The sequence below is a fragment of the Akkermansia sp. GGCC_0220 genome, from assembly GCF_017566105.1.
Lineage (GTDB): Bacteria > Verrucomicrobiota > Verrucomicrobiia > Verrucomicrobiales > Akkermansiaceae > Akkermansia > Akkermansia massiliensis.
Map to the genome: position 1 here is coordinate 1 of NZ_JABFCI010000006.1, position 17,071 is coordinate 17,071.

Annotated in this window: 8 protein-coding genes; 7 read left to right on the forward strand and 1 reads right to left on the reverse strand. The window is 61.2% G+C overall.

Annotated features, from left to right (window positions below; all coding sequences use genetic code 11):
* Positions 1–409 precede the first annotated feature (409 nt).
* Entirely contained in the window at positions 410–4,849 is a 4,440-nt protein-coding gene (gene gltB / locus HJW02_RS05800) for a glutamate synthase large subunit (protein ID WP_102721899.1), read from the reverse strand.
* Between the two features lie 398 nt (positions 4,850–5,247).
* Here gltB and HJW02_RS05805 point away from each other — a divergent pair, with 398 nt between their 5' ends.
* From HJW02_RS05805 to HJW02_RS05835, 7 genes are all read left to right on the forward strand, one after another.
* Positions 5,248–7,383, forward strand: a complete 2,136-nt coding sequence (locus HJW02_RS05805; RefSeq protein WP_180971036.1) for a glutamine synthetase III — start codon at positions 5,248–5,250, stop codon at positions 7,381–7,383.
* A gap of 257 nt (positions 7,384–7,640) precedes the next feature.
* Entirely contained in the window at positions 7,641–10,844 is a 3,204-nt protein-coding gene (gene carB, locus HJW02_RS05810; protein WP_022396588.1) for a carbamoyl-phosphate synthase large subunit, read from the forward strand.
* Positions 10,845–10,874: 30 nt separating this feature from the next.
* Entirely contained in the window at positions 10,875–11,993 is a 1,119-nt protein-coding gene (gene carA, locus HJW02_RS05815) for a glutamine-hydrolyzing carbamoyl-phosphate synthase small subunit (RefSeq protein WP_102721900.1), read from the forward strand.
* Positions 11,994–12,144: 151 nt separating this feature from the next.
* On the forward strand, positions 12,145–13,212 hold the full coding sequence (gene gmd / locus HJW02_RS05820) for a GDP-mannose 4,6-dehydratase (RefSeq protein WP_102721901.1): 1,068 nt from the start codon (positions 12,145–12,147) through the stop codon (positions 13,210–13,212).
* Between the two features lies 1 nt (position 13,213).
* The gene (locus HJW02_RS05825) at positions 13,214–14,302 is read left to right on the forward strand and encodes a GDP-L-fucose synthase (RefSeq protein ID WP_102721902.1); all 1,089 of its coding nucleotides are present in this window, start codon (positions 13,214–13,216) and stop codon (positions 14,300–14,302) included.
* A gap of 33 nt (positions 14,303–14,335) precedes the next feature.
* Positions 14,336–15,661 carry a Na+/H+ antiporter NhaC family protein gene (locus HJW02_RS05830; RefSeq protein ID WP_102721903.1) on the forward strand — a complete coding sequence of 442 codons (1,326 nt, stop codon included), beginning with the start codon at positions 14,336–14,338 and terminating at the stop codon, positions 15,659–15,661.
* A 110-nt stretch (positions 15,662–15,771) separates the two neighbouring features.
* The gene (locus tag HJW02_RS05835; RefSeq protein ID WP_022396583.1) at positions 15,772–17,019 is read left to right on the forward strand and encodes a hypothetical protein; all 1,248 of its coding nucleotides are present in this window, start codon (positions 15,772–15,774) and stop codon (positions 17,017–17,019) included.
* The last annotated feature ends 52 nt before the right edge of the window (positions 17,020–17,071 follow it).

Below are 17,071 nucleotides of genomic sequence, written 5' to 3' on the forward strand. Positions count from 1 at the left end.
CTCCATCCTGCGCCACCAGGGTGCCGCGGATGAAGCGCACCGGGCATTCCGGCAGCCGTTCCGGCACTTGGACAAAGGCAATTCCCCCCTCAGTCCACATCCCCATAACAATCAGCAGTATAGCGGCAGCACTGCATAAATTTCCGAATATGACACTCATTATCCTTTTATGATATTTTCTGTATAATTGATGCATCATTCAAAGTCAACCAAATGGAAAGTTATTTTTTAATATCGGATTTCAGAAACTTACTTCATTCCTGCTTTCAGGGCCAATCTGCTACCTTGAAAAGGTCAGCGGACGCTCCGGCAATGAGACCAATAAGACTTCAAAGAACAAAAAAAGGGCCTCCGCACCCGCGGAGGCCCCCAGCTTACCCAAACAACAGAAAACTGCTGCATGCTTCTTTCAGGAATGCATGGCCAGGGCATGCCGGTATTCCACCGGGAAGACCTTGATGAATTTGCCGCGTTCCTCCGGCCAGTTGTTTAACAGGTCGCAGGCCCGGCGGCTTTTCGTAGCCATGTAGTGCTCGTAAATGAGCTGGAGCAGTTCCGCCTCGTCGGCGGAGTGCGGCATGACCGTTTCCAGGTCCACGCTGCCCAGGTTGCATTTCTGATCGAAGTCGTTGTCCGCATCGTACACGTAGGCCAGTCCGCCGGTCATTCCCGCGGCGAAGTTGACGCCCACCTTGCCGAGCACCGCCACACGGCCCCCGGTCATGTATTCGCAGCCGTGATCGCCGATGCCTTCCACCACCATCTTGGCTCCGCTGTTGCGGATGGCGAAACGCTCCCCGGCCTGCCCGTGCAGGAAGATGCTGCCGGACGTGGCCCCGTAGCCGATGACGTTGCCGGCAATGACGTTGTCCGACGGAGCGTAGGAGATGTTTTCCGGAGGCCTCACGATGATTTTGCCCCCGGAAAGCCCCTTCCCTACGAAGTCGTTCGCCTCCCCGGCGAGTTCAAAGGTGATGCCAGGCGCCAGAAAGGCCCCGAAGCTCTGCCCCGCGCATCCGGTGAAGTGCACCGTGAGCGTATCCTCCGCCAGGCCGCGCGGGCCGAATTTCATCACCAGCTCTCCGGATAGCTCCGTGCCCACCGTCCGGTCCACATTGCGGACGTCGCGGAAGAGTTCGGTCTTTTCCCCTTTTTCCAGCAGGCCCTTCAAGTCCGGGAGCAGGCGGCGCCGGTCGTAGTTGTCCAGAGGTTCCTTTTCAAAGGAGGGGTCAAACCTGCGTCCGTCCCCCTCCGCCGCATGCAGGATGGAGGAGAAGTCCAGATGCTGAGCCTTGTAGAAGTCAATGGCGCGGTTCACGGAGAGCAGGTCCGCCCTGCCGACGGCTTCGTCCAGGGAGCGGAGGCCCAGGGAAGCCAGGATTTCCCGCGTTTCCTGCGCCACGAAGCGAAGGTAGTTGATGACGTATTCCGGCTTGCCGCTGAACTTGGCTCTCAGGGCCGGGTCCTGCGTGGCGACGCCCACCGGGCACGTGTTTTCATGGCACCTGCGGAGCATGGCGCAGCCGATGGCGACCAGAACGGCAGTGCCGAAGCCGAATTCCTCCGCTCCCAGCAGGGCCGCCATGACGACGTCCCTCCCGGTGCGCAGCTGGCCGTCCACCTGGAGCCGGACGCGGGAGCGGAGCTTGTTGAGCACAAGCGTCTGCTGCGTTTCCGCCAGACCCAGTTCCCACGGCAGTCCGGCGTGCTTGACGCTGGTGAGCGGGGAGGCGCCCGTACCGCCGTCGTGGCCGCTGACCACAACCACGTCCGCGTGGGCCTTCACCACTCCGGCGGCCACCGCGCCGATGCCCACCTCGGAGACGAGCTTGACGGAGACGCGTGCGGCCGGGTTGGAGTTCCGCAGGTCGTAGATCAATTGGGCCAGGTCTTCAATAGAGTAGATGTCATGGTGCGGCGGGGGAGAGATGAGGCTGACGTTCGGCATGGAATGGCGCAGCCGGGCGATGTACGGGTCCACCTTGTGCGCCGGGAGCTGGCCGCCCTCTCCGGGCTTGGCGCCCTGGGCCATCTTGATCTGGAGCTCGGAGGCGTGGCGCAGATAGTTGATGGTCACGCCGAAGCGTCCGCTCGCCACCTGCTTGATCGCGCTGTAGCGCACCTCGCCCCTGGCGTTGGGTTCGTAGCGGGCTTCATCCTCGCCCCCTTCACCGGAGTTGCTTTTGGCTCCTATTTTATTCATCGCGATGGCGATGGTTTCATGGGCCTCCGGGCTGAGGGAACCCAGGGACATGGCCCCGGAGACGAAGCGGCGCAGGATGGAATCCGCGCTTTCCACTTCCTCCAGCGGGACGGTGTCCGCGGGAGCGAATTCAAACAGGCCGCGCAGGGTGCAGAGGTGCTGCGCCTGATGGTTGCTGTAGTCCGCAAATTCCCGGTATTTCCGTTCGTCATTGTCGCGAACGGCGGCGCGGAAGGCCTGGAGCGTCTGCGGGTTCCAGAGGTGGTTTTCTCCGCCCTTCCTGTACTTGTACTGGCCGCCCGCATCCAGGCCGCCTTCCTTCCCGGCGTTTTGCGCGGCGCGCTGGTTGCATTCCGCAGCTATTTCCTCCAGCCCGATGCCGCCCACGCGGCTGACGGTGCCGGGGAAGAATTCGTCAATCAGTTCCCGGTTCAGCCCCACGGCCTCGAACAATTGGGAGGAGCGGTAGCTGCGCAGGGTGGAAATGCCCATCTTGGACATGATTTTAAGCAGCCCCTTGTCAATGGCGTTGATATAGTTGCCGGAGGCCTTCACCACGTCCAGCGGGCAGTCCTGCGGCGCGGCCAGGGAGGTGACCGTCGCCAGAGCCAGGTACGGATTGACCGCTGTGGCCCCGAAACCCAGCAACAGGGCGAAGTGCATCGTTTCCCGCGCCTCCCCCGTTTCCAGGATCAGGCCCACGTCGGAACGCAGTCCGGCGGCCGCCAGGGCGCGGTGCACCACGGAGCAGGCCAGCAGGCTGGGAACGGGAAGGTAGCCGCGGCCTATGTTGCGGTCCGTCAGCACCAGGATGCGCACGCCGGACCTGACCAGCCCCACGGCGGATTCCGCCAGGCTGTCCAGCGTCTCCCGCAGAGCGTTTCCGTCCCCGCCTTCCGGGAACTGGAGGGGGAGCCTGGCGGAAGGGAAGCCGGCTTCCCGGATGTTGCAGAGGCGGTTGAGCTCCTCGTCCGTAATGACGGGGCGCGCCATCTTGATGAGCCGGGCGTGCTCCGGCGTTTCCTCCAGAATGTTGGGATGGTTGCCGATGTACGTGGTCAGGCTCATAACGAGTTCCTCCCGGATGGGGTCGATGGGCGGGTTGGTCACCTGCGCGAACAATTGCTTGAAGTAGTTGAACAGGAGCGGCGCCTTTCCGGAGAGGACGGCCAGCGGCGCGTCGTTCCCCATGGAGCCGAGGGGTTCCGCGCCCTTCATCATCATCGGGCGGAGGATGAGTTCCACATCCTCCTGCGTGAAGCCGAACTGGCGCTGATGAACCGCCAGGTCCGGCATTTCCGCGGAGGCGGAGACAGAGTCGAACAGGGAGCGGACGGAAATCTTGTTTTGTTCCACCCAGCGGCGGTAGGGCATGCGCCGGGCCATTTCATTCTTGGTTTCCGCATCGGACACCAGGCGGTGGTTCACCAGGTCGCAGTAGATCATCTCTCCGGGGCGCAGGCGGCCCTTGCGGGCCACTTTTTCCGCGGGAATGTCCGCTACGCCCGTTTCCGAGGCCAGGATGAAAATATCGTCCGTGGTCAGCGTGTAGCGGGCGGGGCGCAAGCCGTTGCGGTCCAGCATGGCGCCCGCGTTGACGCCGTCGGAGAAGACGACGGCGGTCGGGCCGTCCCACGGCTCCATCAGGGCGGAATGGTATTCAAAGAAGCCGCGCACGTCCGGCCCCAGATGGTAGTTGACGCCCCAGGCCTGCGGCATGAGCATGAGCATGGCGTGGCGCAGGTCGCGCCCGGCGGCGGCGAGCAGTTCCACCATGTTGTCCAGGCAGGCGGAATCGCTCTGGCCGGGAGGAATGAGGGGCAGGAGCTTCTGCAAGTCATCCCCCAGCAGGGCGGAGGACAGGTGCGGCTCCCGCACGCTCAGATGGTTCAGGTTTCCGCGCAGGGTGTTGATTTCCCCGTTGTGGGCCAGGTAGCGGAAGGGATGGGCCAGGCTCCACGTGGGGAAGGTGTTCGTGCTGTAGCGCTGGTGGACGAGGGCCAGCGGAGATTTGAAACGCTCATGGCGCAGGTCTTCGTAAAATCCGTCAATTTGCGTGCCGAGGAACAATCCCTTATACACGATGCTGCGGCTGGAACAACTGCACACGTAGCATCCTTCCACGCGCCGCTCCATTTCCCGGCGCATTACGAAGAGCTTGCGTTCCAGTGCCGCCTGGTCCGCAAAGCCGCTGCCGTCGATGAAGAGCTGGCGAATCAGGGGGCAGGTGCGCCGGGCGTTCTCGCCGATGCTGTCGCGGTCCACGGGAACCTCTCTCCAGGCAATCACCCTGCCGCCGTTTTCCGTGACGGCGGCCTCCAGTTCCTCTTCATGGCCGCAGCCGCCGAACATCATGGCGACTCCGTATTTTCCTCTGGCGGGGAGTTTGTTGGGAAGGAGCAGGCGGAAGAATTCATCCGGCAGGGCCAGCAGGATGCCCGCTCCGTCCCCGGTATCGGGATCGCTTCCCACGGCGCCGCGGTGCATCAGCCTCTTGAGAACGGTGACACCCATTTCAATGATTTTGTGGCTCGGTTCATTCTTCAGGTCCGCCACCAGCCCCACGCCGCAGGCGTCCCTCTCCTGTTCAAAGTCATACAATCCCTGCGGCGCAGGAATGCCTGTCTCGAATTGATCACTATTCATCAGTTTGCTGTTTTATTTGAGTTAAGCTGATTTTCTTATAGCAAAAACCGTGCCAACATTATGCACTCCTTCCACTCTCCCCGTTTTCCGAACGCCGCCGCCCCGGTTTTACATGATTTGACAGGCCTTCCGGCATGACAGAGGACCCACGGCGGCAAAGGACAATTCCCTCTCCCAAGCAGATATTTTTACATTTTCGTAATTACCCTTTTACCGTGATTTTACATTTTTGTAATTAATGCTTTCACCTTTTTCATCCCTCTTCTTTCCACGGCTTCCTTTTACAATTTCTGCAATATATTTATAGGCAACTTCTTAAAACACCATACCTACTCCGGCACAAGTTGATTCAAAAAGCTGGCACGGTTCTTGCTAAGAAAAAGATACAACAGTTAACCATGATGAGTGACTCGACAAGAACACAAGCCATCAGCGCCATCGCCTCCCTTCCCGTGAGCGGGGTGAGCGAGAGCGCTCCTGTCCGCATTGATTATTACGGCGCCGACGTTTTCAGTACGGAGGTGATGAAGAAGTACCTGCCCAAGGACACGGCGAAAACCCTCCTGTCCACCATCCAGGACGGCCTGCCGCTGAACGCGGACATTGCCGCGGACGTAGCCCACGCCATGAAGCAGTGGGCTCTGGAACGGGGAGCCACTCACTACACGCACTGGTTCCAGCCCATGACGGGTTCCACGGCGGAGAAGCATGATTCCTTCCTGGACCCCAAGGGCATGGAGCCGATCATGAGCTTTTCCGGCAAGAACCTGATCGTGAGCGAGCCGGATGCTTCCAGCTTCCCCTCCGGCGGCCTGCGCTGCACGTTTGAGGCCCGCGGATACACCGCGTGGGACCCCACCAGCCCCGCCTTCATCAAGAGGCACGGGAACGGAGCCACCCTCTGCATTCCCACCGCCTATTGTTCCTATACGGGAGACGCGCTGGACAAGAAAACCCCTCTGCTCCGCTCCCGGCAGGCATTGGGCAACGCCGTCAAGAGGCTGATGAAGTGCTTCGGGCTGCCGGATGAACGCGTGACCATCACGCTGGGGCCGGAACAGGAGTATTTCCTGATCGACAAGAATTTCTATCTGAACCGCCCGGACCTGGTCCAGACGGGCCGCACCCTTTTCGGCGCGCCGCCCGCCAAGCACCAGCAGCTGGAAGACCATTATTTCGGCTCCATCAAGCCGCGCATCCTCAATTTCATGAATGATGTGGAAAAAGAACTCTGGCGGCTGGGCATTCCGGCCAAGACGCGCCACAATGAGGTGGCCCCGGCCCAGTTTGAACTGGCCCCCCTGTTTGAGGACGTGAACCTGGCGATCGACCACAATATGCTGGTGATGGAAATCCTGCGCCAGCAGGCCAGCAGGCACGGGCTGGTGTGCCTGCTCCACGAGAAGCCCTTCGTGGGCGTCAACGGCTCCGGCAAGCACAACAACTGGTCCATTTCCTACGGGGACAAGAATCTGCTGGATCCCGGCACGGACCCGCAGCAGAACGCCATTTTCCTGACCGTGCTGGCCGCCATCATCGAGGCTGTGGACAAGCACAGCGACCTGCTGCGCAATTCCGTAGCCAGCGCCGGGAACGACCACCGCCTGGGCGCGAACGAGGCCCCTCCCGCCATTATCTCCATTTTCCTGGGCGACCAGCTCAATGAAGTGATCGAGAATATCATCAACGGGGAATCCGGCCGCGGCAGGCGCAACGACACGCTCCAGATCGGCGTGGATACGCTGCCCGTCCTTCCCCGGGACGCGACGGACCGCAACCGCACCAGCCCGTTCGCCTTCACCGGCAACAAGTTCGAGTTCCGCGCCCCCGGCTCCGCCCAGTCCTGCGCGGGCCCCATGATGACCCTGAACACCATTGTGGCGGAGGCCTTCGATTCCCTGGCGGAGGAGCTTTCCTCCTTCGCTCCGGAGACCTTCCTGGCCCAGCTCCAGGAGACGCTCAAGCGCAGGATTTCCGAACACAAGAGAATCATCTTCAACGGAGACAATTATTCGGAGGAATGGGTGAAGGAAGCGGAACGCCGCGGCCTTCCCAACCTGAAAAACACGATGACCGCCCTCCACACCCTGGTGAATGAGAAGAATGTGGCCCTGTTCGAGAAGTACGGGGTGTTCTCCCGCAGGGAACTGGAATCCCGGTTTGAGATTTTCCTGGAGGAATACCACAGGCGCATCCGCATTGAAGGGCGCCTGTCCTGGGAAATGGCGGCCACCATCATCCTCCCTGCCCTGCGCAACGAATACAAGCAAACCGTTTCCGCGCTCTCCAGGGCGCTGGACGCCAAGCGGACCAACGGGACCGCCGCCCTGCAAAAGCTGGCGGACAAGCTGGGCGACGCCCTGGATTCCGTCGTGTCCGACCTGGATACCCTGGAAACCGCGCTCACGAGCTGCCATGAGGACATCCTTGCCGCGATGTCCCGATTGAGAACCAGCGTCGATGCCGCAGAAACCCTGGTGAACGACCGGTCCTGGCCTCTCCCCAAGTACCGGGAAATGCTGTTCATCTATTAGGGTGCACCGACGAGCTCCGGAGCTTTGCCGGCCCCCTTGCGGGGCAAGCCTCTGCCCGCAGAGGGAAAGGCACGGCTCCGGGGCCTTGGCGCGCCCTGTCCCGGCCGCCCTTTTTCCCACTGTTTTCCACCGACCACCAACCCCAGAAAAATCCGCGTCATTGGCCGTAAAAAAACTTTCCTCCGGAGCCCTGCGGGCACTTAATTCCCCCGGCGGAAATCCACGGTCCAGAACCACAGGATTCTTCCATCGCCATTATGCCTAAAGATACCTCCATCAAAAAGATTCTCGTGATCGGCTCCGGCCCGATCGTCATCGGCCAGGGCTGCGAATTCGACTACTCCGGCACCCAGGCCTGCAAGGCCCTCCGGGAAGAAGGTTATGAAGTAGTGCTGGTAAACTCCAATCCCGCCACCATCATGACGGACCCGGAGACCGCCCCGCGCACCTACATTGAACCGATCACCCCGGAGTTCGTGGAGAAAATCATCGTCCGGGAAAAGCCGGACGCCCTGCTCCCCACCCTGGGCGGCCAGACGGCCCTGAACTGCGCCATGGAGCTCCACCGCAGCGGCGTGCTGGAGAGGGAGAACGTGCGCATGATCGGCGCCCATGCGGACGCCATTGACCGCGGGGAGGACCGCAACCTGTTCAAGGAGGCCATGATCCGCATCGGCCTGGACGTGCCGCGCTCCGGCATCGCCCACACGATGGAGGAGGCGCGCCGGGTAGCCGGGGACATAGGCACCTTTCCCCTGATTATCCGCCCCGCCTTCACGCTGGGCGGCATGGGCGGCGGCGTGGCGTACAACAAGACGGAGTTTGAGGAAATCTGCGCCCGCGGGCTGGACCTCTCCCCCGTTTCCGAAATCCTGATTGAGGAATCCCTCATCGGCTGGAAGGAGTTTGAAATGGAAGTGATGAGAGACCGCGCGGACAATTGCGTGGTGATCTGCTCCATTGAGAACATTGACGCGATGGGCGTGCATACCGGGGATTCCATCACCGTGGCTCCCATCCAGACCCTGACGGACAGGGAATACCAGGTCATGAGGGACGCATCCTTCGCCGTCATCCGGGAAATCGGCGTGGAAACGGGCGGTTCCAACATCCAGTTCGCCATCAACCCGGCCAACGGCCGCATGATCGTCATTGAGATGAACCCCCGCGTTTCACGTTCCTCCGCTCTGGCTTCCAAGGCCACGGGGTTCCCCATCGCCAAGCTGGCCGCCAAGCTGGCCGTGGGCTACACGCTGGACGAACTGCGCAACGACATCACGAGGGAAACGCCCGCCTGCTTTGAGCCCACCATTGACTACGTGGTGACCAAGGTCCCCCGCTTCACGTTTGAAAAGTTCAAGCAGGCGGACGAGCACCTGACCACCTCCATGAAATCCGTGGGGGAAGCCATGGCCATAGGCCGCACGTTCAAGGAATCCCTGCAAAAGGCCCTGCGCTCCCTGGAAACGGGCCGCTGGGGCTGGGGTTTCGACGCGAAGGCGCCGCAGAAGCCCACCGCGGAGGAAATCACGCGGAAGCTTGCCGTCCCCACGGCGGAACGCATTTTCTGGATTCAGACGGCGTTCAGCAGCGGCTTTTCCCTGGACGAGGTGCACCAGCTCACCCAGATTGACCCCTGGTTCCTGGCCCAGATGCGGGACCTGGCGAAGGCGGGCGACCGCCTGGACGCGCTGGACCTGCGGGAAGCCAAGAAGCTGGGCTTTTCCGACAGGCAGATCGCCCTGGCCCGCGGAACTACGGAGGAAAGCATCCGCAAGGAACGCCGCGAACAGGGCATCGTGCCCGGCTACCGCTTGGTGGACACCTGCGCCGCGGAGTTTGAGGCATACACGCCTTACTTTTATTCCACGTACGGGGATGAAAACGAGGCGCGCGACACGGGCCGGAAGAAGATCCTCATCCTGGGAGGCGGCCCGAACCGCATCGGCCAGGGCATCGAGTTCGACTACTGCTGCGTGCACGCCTCCATGGCCCTGCGGGAAATGGGGTATGAAACCATCATCGTGAATTCCAACCCTGAGACCGTCTCCACGGACTACGATTCCTCCGACAAGCTTTTCTTTGAACCCCTGACGCTGGAAGACGTGCTCCACATCTGCGAGCAGGAGAAACCGGACGGCGTCATCGTCCAGTTCGGCGGCCAGACGCCGCTGAACCTGGCCAACGCCCTGGAAGCCCACGGCGTGCCCGTCATCGGCACCAGCCCGAAGGCCATTGACCTGGCAGAGGACCGCGAACATTTCTCCGCCCTGCTGAGGGAGCTGGGGCTGAAGCAGGCGGACGCGGGGACGGCCACCAACGTGGAGGACGCCGCCGCCATTGCCGCCCGCATCGGCTATCCGGTGTTGCTGCGCCCGTCCTTCGTGCTGGGCGGCCGCGGCATGATCATCGTGTACGAGGAGCAGGAGCTGCGCCGGTACATGAACGAAGCCGTGGAGGCCTCCGAGGAACGCCCCGTGCTGATCGACCGCTTTCTGGAAAACGCCGTGGAGATTGACGTGGACGTCATCGCGGACCGGGAGCGGGCCGTCATCGGCGCCATCATGCAGCACGTGGAGCCCGCGGGCATCCACTCCGGGGATTCCGCCAGCATGATTCCCGCCATGGGCATTTCCATGAAAATGCACAAGGAAATCACGCGCGCCTCCAAGGAGCTGGCACGGCGGCTGAACGTCTGCGGGCTGATGAACATCCAGTTCGCCGTGAAGGACGAACAGCTTTACGTCATTGAAGTGAATCCGCGCGCCTCCCGCACCGTTCCGTTCGTCTCCAAGGCCATCGGCAGGCCCCTCGCCAAGCTGGCCGCGCAGGTCATGGCCGGCAAGACGCTGGAGGAGCTGGGCTTTACCCGGGAAATCACGCCGGAATACCACTGCGTGAAGGAGGCCGTCTTCCCCTGGGGCCGCTTCCCGGGCATCGACGTGGTGCTGGGGCCGGAGATGAAATCCACCGGGGAGGTGATGGGCATCGACCCGGACCCGGACATCGCCTTCGCCAAATCCCAGATCAGCGCATTCAATCCCCTGCCGACGGAAGGCAAGGTTTTCATCTCCGTGAATGACCGGGACAAGGAGCGCGTGCTCCACATGGCCCGCCAGCTGGCGGACATGGGCTTCACGCTGTGCGCCACGCGCGGCACGATGATCCACCTGCTCCAGCACGACATCGAATGCGAACGCGCGTACAAGGTGAACGAGGCGCGCCGCCCGAACATCGTGGACCACATCAAGAACGGGGACATCGATTTCATCATCAACACGCCCGGCTCCCACGACGCGCGGGCGGACGACATCATCATCCGTTCCTCCGCCATCGCCGCCAAAACCTCCTACTGCACGAACCTGGCCTCCGCACAGGCCTGCGTGAACGCCATTGAGGCGCTGAAGAACAGGAACCTCCAGGTGTGCACCATCCAGGAATACCATGCCCAGACCGTTTAACCCCATACCAAACAGCATTTTTATATCATCATGAGAGCCATTCTCGCACTGGAAGACGGAAGCGTCTTCATCGGTTCGCACTTCGGAGCTACGGGCACGGAAGTGGGGGAAGCCTGCTTCAACACGTCCATGACCGGCTACCAGGAAGTCCTGACGGACCCGTCCTACAGCGGCCAGATTGTCACGATGACCTATCCCCTGATCGGCAATTACGGCGTCAACCCGGAAGATTACGAGTCCGGCAAGGCGCAGGTCAGCGGCTTCGTGGTGGCGGAGCTGGCGAAGGTTCCTTCCAACTGGCGCGCCACGGAAGCCCTGGGCCCGTGGCTGGAAAAGCAGGGCGTGATCGGCATTGAGGGGGTGGACACCCGCAAGATCGCCAAGCACCTGCGCTCCGCGGGCGCCATGCGCGCCTGCCTCACCACGGAGCTGACGCCGGAGGAAGCCGTGGAAGCCGCCAGAAAGGCCCCCTCCATGGAAGGCTGCAACATCGTAGACAAGATCGGCTCCCATCCCATGACCCCGGAGGAAGTGGACGCGCTGGTGACGGAAGGGGTACTGCCCCCCACGGAGTACGACATCGTGGCCTTCGACTTCGGCATCAAGTACAACATCCTGCGCCAACTGAGGGAAAACGGCTTCCGTGTGACCGTGGTTCCCGCCCACACGACGGCGGAGGAAGTGCTTGGCATGAAGCCGGACGGCGTTTTTCTTTCCAACGGTCCGGGGGACCCCGCCACGCTGACGGACATCCACCGTGAAGTAGCCGCCCTGATCGGGAAGGTTCCCATGTTCGGCATCTGCCTTGGGCACCAGATCATTTCCCACGCGCTGGGGGCGAAGACCTTCAAGCTGAAGTTCGGCCACCGCGGCGCCAACCATCCGGTGAAGGACCTCCGCACGGGTAAAATCAGCATCACGTCCCAGAACCACGGTTTTGCCGTGGATCCGGACACCGTGCCGGACGACGTGGAAATCACGCTGATGAACCTGAATGACAATACCGTGGAGGGCATCGCCCACAAAACGCTCCCCGTTTTCAGCGTGCAGTACCACCCGGAAGCCGCCCCCGGCCCCAGAGACCCCCAGTACCTGTTCCGGGATTTCAAGGAAATGATTGCGTCCGGCAAAGGACAAGCCGCCCGCTGACAGTGGCATTCCTCTTCCATGACCAGAGCATTTTCCTCGTCACCATGGGAAAAATGCGCTATTTATGCCCGGGCACATGAATTGCGGCTCCGGCGGAGGTTTTTCCTTTCATTCATCAACCTCCCCAACCAACAAACCATCTACACACCACATGAGCAAAATCGCATTAATCTCCGGCATCACGGGACAGGACGGTTCTTTTCTCGCAGAGTTCCTGATTGACAAGGGCTATGAAGTACACGGCATCCTGCGCCGCTCCTCTTCCTTCAACACGGGCCGCATCGAGCATCTTTACCTGGACGAGTGGGTGCGGGACATGAAGAAAAACCGGCTGATCAACCTCCACTATGGCGACATGACGGATTCCAGCTCTCTGATCCGCATCATCCAGACCGTGCAGCCGGATGAAATCTACAACCTGGCGGCCCAGAGCCATGTGAAGGTCAGCTTTGACGTGCCGGAATACACGGCGGAAACGGACGCCGTGGGCACCCTCCGCATGCTGGAGGCCGTCCGCATCCTGGGCATGGAAAAGAAATGCCGCATTTACCAGGCTTCCACGTCCGAACTCTTCGGGCTGGTGCAGGAAGTTCCCCAGAAGGAAACCACGCCGTTCTATCCCCGCTCCCCCTACGGCGTAGCCAAGCAATACGGCTTCTGGATCACCAAGAATTACCGCGAATCCTACGGCATGTTCGCCGTCAACGGCATCCTGTTCAACCACGAGAGCGAACGCCGCGGGGAAAACTTCGTCACCCGCAAGATCACGCTGGCGGCGGCCCGCATCGCCCAGGGCATGCAGGACAAGCTTTATCTGGGCAACCTGAACGCCCTGCGCGACTGGGGCTACGCGAAGGATTACGTGGAATGCATGTGGCTGATTCTCCAGCACGACAAGCCGGAAGACTTCGTCATCGCCACCGGGGAGATGCATACGGTCCGGGAGTTCTGCACGCTGGCCTTCCGTGAAGCCGGAATTGAGCTGGAATGGGAAGGCGAAGGCGTGGAAGAACGCGGGCGCGACAAGAAAACGGGCCATATCCTGGTGGAAGTGGATCCCAAGTACTTCCGCCCCTCCGAGGTGGAACAACTGCTGGGAGACCCCACCAAGGCCAGAACCCTCCTCGGCTGGAACCCCACCTCCACCCCGTTTGAGGAACTCGTGCGCATCATGGTCCGCCACGACATGGAATACGTCAAAAATCCCGTCAATTCCTGAGATGGAAAAAAACAGCAGAATATTCGTGGCCGGACACCGCGGCCTCGTGGGCTCCGCCATCTGGAAATCCCTGGAAGACAGGGGTTATTCCAACCTGATCGGACGGACGCACCGGGAACTGGACCTGGAGGACCCGGCGGCCGTGCGGGAATTCTTTGACCGGGAAAAGCCGGAATACGTCTTTCTGGCGGCGGCGTTCGTGGGCGGCATCATCGCCAACTCACGGTACCGGGCGGACTTTATCTTCCGCAACCTCCAGATCCAGCAGAACGTCATCGGGGAAAGTTTCCGGCACGGCGTCTCCAAGCTCCTCTTCCTGGGGAGCACCTGCATCTATCCGCGAGAGGCACCCCAGCCCATGAAGGAGAGCGCCCTGCTCACCTCCCCGCTGGAATACACCAACGAGCCCTACGCCATCGCCAAAATCGCAGGCCTGAAAATGTGCGAGAGCTTCAACCTCCAGTACGGCACCAACTACATCGCCGTGATGCCTACGAACCTATACGGCCCCAATGACAACTTCCACCTGGAGAACAGCCACGTGCTGCCCGCCATGGTGCGCAAGATTCACCTGGCCAAACGCCTGATGGAAGGGGACTGGGACGCCGTGCGGAAAGACCTGGACGCGCGGCCTGTGGAACAGGTGGACGGGACGGCGCCGGAAGAAGCCATCCTGGACGCGCTGGCCAAATACGGCATCACCCCCGGTTCCGTGGAATTGTGGGGAACGGGCACGCCCCTGCGCGAATTCCTGTGGAGCGAAGACATGGCGGACGCCTGCGTCCACGTGATGGAACAGGTGGATTTCAGCCAGCTGAAAGGGGAAGACCGGGAGGTGCGGAACTGCCATATCAACATCGGCACCGGAAAGGAAATCTCCATCGGCGATCTGGCGCGCCTGATAGCCGCCACGGAAGGCTACCGGGGAGAACTGGTATTCAACGCGGACAAGCCGGACGGCACCATGCGCAAGCTGACGGACGTTTCCAAGCTGCATTCCCTGGGCTGGACCCACCGGGTGGAGCTGGAAGAAGGCGTGGAGCGCATCTACCGGTGGTATCTGGACCAGGCGGAAGCCGCCGGAAACTAAGCCGCCCAGCATCTCCGGCAGCACGCACTCCCCATGACCCATTTTCCAGACAGCCAGGATACGGCGCCCGTCAAACCCAGCCTGTGGGCGCTGAGCCCCCTGCTGGTTTTCTTCCTGCTTTACCTGGTCATCTCCGTAGCCGTACAGGATTTTTACGCCGTTCCGGTGACGGTGGCCTTTACGGCGGCGGCAGTCTGGGCCGTGCTCATCACCCGCGGGAAAAGCATGGCGGAACGGGTGGACCTGTTTTCCTCCGGCGTAGCCAACCGGAATATCCTGATGATGATCTGGATTTTTGTGCTGGCGGGCGCATTCGCCCAGTCCGCCAGGGATATGGGGGCAATTGACGCCACCGTGCAGCTCACGCTGCGCCTCCTGCCGGACAATCTGCTGCTTGCCAGCGTCTTCATCGCATCCTGCTTCATCTCCCTTTCCGTGGGCACTTCCGTGGGCACCATTGTGGCGCTTGCTCCCGTAGCCACGGGGCTGGCGCACGCCACGCAGGTCAGCACCGGCATGATGACGGCCATTGTGGTGGGCGGAGCGTTTTTTGGAGACAACCTTTCCTTCATTTCAGACACCACGATCGCCGCCACCCGCACGCAGGGCTGCGCCATGCGGGACAAATTCCGGGCTAACGTGAAGGTGGTGCTTCCCGCCGCGCTGCTGGCCCTGGCCTGCTACACCCTGCTCGGATGGAACGTGCAGTCCCCCTCCATGGCGGACGCTCCCATTGAATGGATGAAGGTGTTCCCCTACCTGCTGGTTCTGGTGACGGCGCTGGCCGGAGTCCACGTGATGGCCGTTCTGACGCTGGGGCTGCTCGCCACGGGACTTGTCGGAGTAGGCATGGGGTATTTTTCCTTCATGGCCTGGTTCCGCGCCATGGGCAGCGGCATGACCGGCATGGGGGAGCTGATCATCGTCACCCTGCTGGCCGGCGGCGTGCTGGCGTTGATCCGCTTCAACGGCGGCATTGCGTACATCATCGGAAAAATCACGGCCCACATCCGGAGCAGGCGCGGCGCGGAATTCAGCATCGCCGGCCTGGTCTCCCTGGCCAATCTCTGCACCGCCAACAACACGATCGCCATCATTACGGTGGGTCCCATCGCGAAGGAGATCAGCGATAAATTCCATATCCCGCCCAGGCGCAGCGCCAGTATTCTGGACACCTTTTCCTGCCTGGTCCAGGGCGTCATTCCCTACGGGGCCCAGATGCTCATGGCCGCCGGAATCGCCCAGGTTTCCCCCCTGCTGATCATGGAATACCTGTATTACCCCCTGATTCTGGGCGTCTGTTCCATTCTTGCCATCGCACTGGCTCCCGGAAAAACGGGAAAGCGCAGGAAAAGCTGAGAAGCCATAAGGAAGAAGGGGCGTCAAAGACGCCCTTTTTGTTACCGACATGTTATCCTTGTTATTTTCATGTTACTCAACATATGGGGCTCCTATGTTATCATACATGCATGAGCCTTCATATAGAACCCACAGAAGACGCAGTGGAAACCCTGCGCAAGGAAAGGCGGAAAAATTACATTGCCGCATTGGCGACATCCATTCTCTCCGTCGTCCTGGCGGGAGCCATTCTCTACTCCCTGACCATCATCATCGCCCCCCCGGAAGAACCCAAGGTCGTCGGCTACATCACGCCGGACGAAGCTCCTCCGTCGGATACGCCTCCGCCGCCGGAAGTGCAGAGGGAAACCTCCTCTTCCTCCCATGCGGAAACTCCCGTCAAAGTCGTGGTAGCCGCGGCGGCAGCCCCGGTCAGCCTCCCCAAGATCGACATTGACCCGCCGGACGAACCCGTCATGCTGGAAGAAGGAACCGCCCTGGGCATGGGAGACGGCTTCGGCCCCGACCTGGGTGACGCCACCTCCGCCTTCGGCACGTCCCAGCCCTCAGGAAGTACGCTGGTAGGCACCTTTTACGATACCAAGCAGACGCCCGGCGGACGGCCCACCAACATGACGATGGACCAGTACCGCGCCTTTCTTTCCCGCTTTGTCAACAAAGGCTGGAATGAGTCGGAGCTGAATCGTTTTTACAAGGCGCCGCAGCAATTGTACGCCGCCCAGTTCTACATTCCCAGAACTCCCGCCAAAGACGCGCCCAAGGCCTACGGATGCGACGACAAGGTGAAACCCAGCCAGTGGCTTGCCATTTACCGGGGCAAAGTGCGCGCTCCCAAATCCGGCACGTTCCGCTTCGTGGGGCTGGGAGACGACTATCTGGTAGTGCGGTTCAACAACCAGAACGTATTCGACTACGGCTGGGAATCCGCCTCCCTGGGGAAAATGACGGCGAACAACGCCAAATGGCTTGATGCCATGGAAGGCAAGCCCGGCAACGACGACCTGAAGAAGGAACTCAAGGACGCGGGCATCAACGTCCCCCCCGTCACGTTCTACAAATACGGCCCCTCCGGCCACTGGAACAACACCATGCGCGGCGTAGCCGCCGGCAAGCAGTTCACGGTGGAGCAAGGCAAGGTGTACCCCATTGAAATCCTGGTCAGCGAAGGTCCCGGCGGCGAATTCGGCATGACCCTGCTGCTGGAGGAAGTGGGAATGGCACCCATGAGCAAGGACCCCAAGACGGGAGCGCCCATCCTGCCCCTGTTCCGGACCAACTACGGTGTGCCGAAACCGGACAAGAACAAGGAATATGTGCCGTTTGATGAGATCGGCATCGTATGGGAATCCATCAAATAACCGGAAACTTCCCGATTTCCCTCTCTTCATGCCCGCAGGCCTCCTGCGGGCA

Excerpts from the sequence above, each read along its gene's own strand:
- gltB (WP_102721899.1), bottom strand. The coding sequence starts at position 4,849 with ATGAATAGTGATCAATTCGAGACAGGCATTCCTGCGCCGCAGGGATTG.
- HJW02_RS05805 (WP_180971036.1), top strand. The coding sequence starts at position 5,248 with ATGATGAGTGACTCGACAAGAACACAAGCCATCAGCGCCATCGCCTCC.
- carB (WP_022396588.1), top strand. The coding sequence starts at position 7,641 with ATGCCTAAAGATACCTCCATCAAAAAGATTCTCGTGATCGGCTCCGGC.
- carA (WP_102721900.1), top strand. The coding sequence starts at position 10,875 with ATGAGAGCCATTCTCGCACTGGAAGACGGAAGCGTCTTCATCGGTTCG.
- gmd (WP_102721901.1), top strand. The coding sequence starts at position 12,145 with ATGAGCAAAATCGCATTAATCTCCGGCATCACGGGACAGGACGGTTCT.
- HJW02_RS05825 (WP_102721902.1), top strand. The coding sequence starts at position 13,214 with ATGGAAAAAAACAGCAGAATATTCGTGGCCGGACACCGCGGCCTCGTG.
- HJW02_RS05830 (WP_102721903.1), top strand. The coding sequence starts at position 14,336 with ATGACCCATTTTCCAGACAGCCAGGATACGGCGCCCGTCAAACCCAGC.
- HJW02_RS05835 (WP_022396583.1), top strand. The coding sequence starts at position 15,772 with ATGAGCCTTCATATAGAACCCACAGAAGACGCAGTGGAAACCCTGCGC.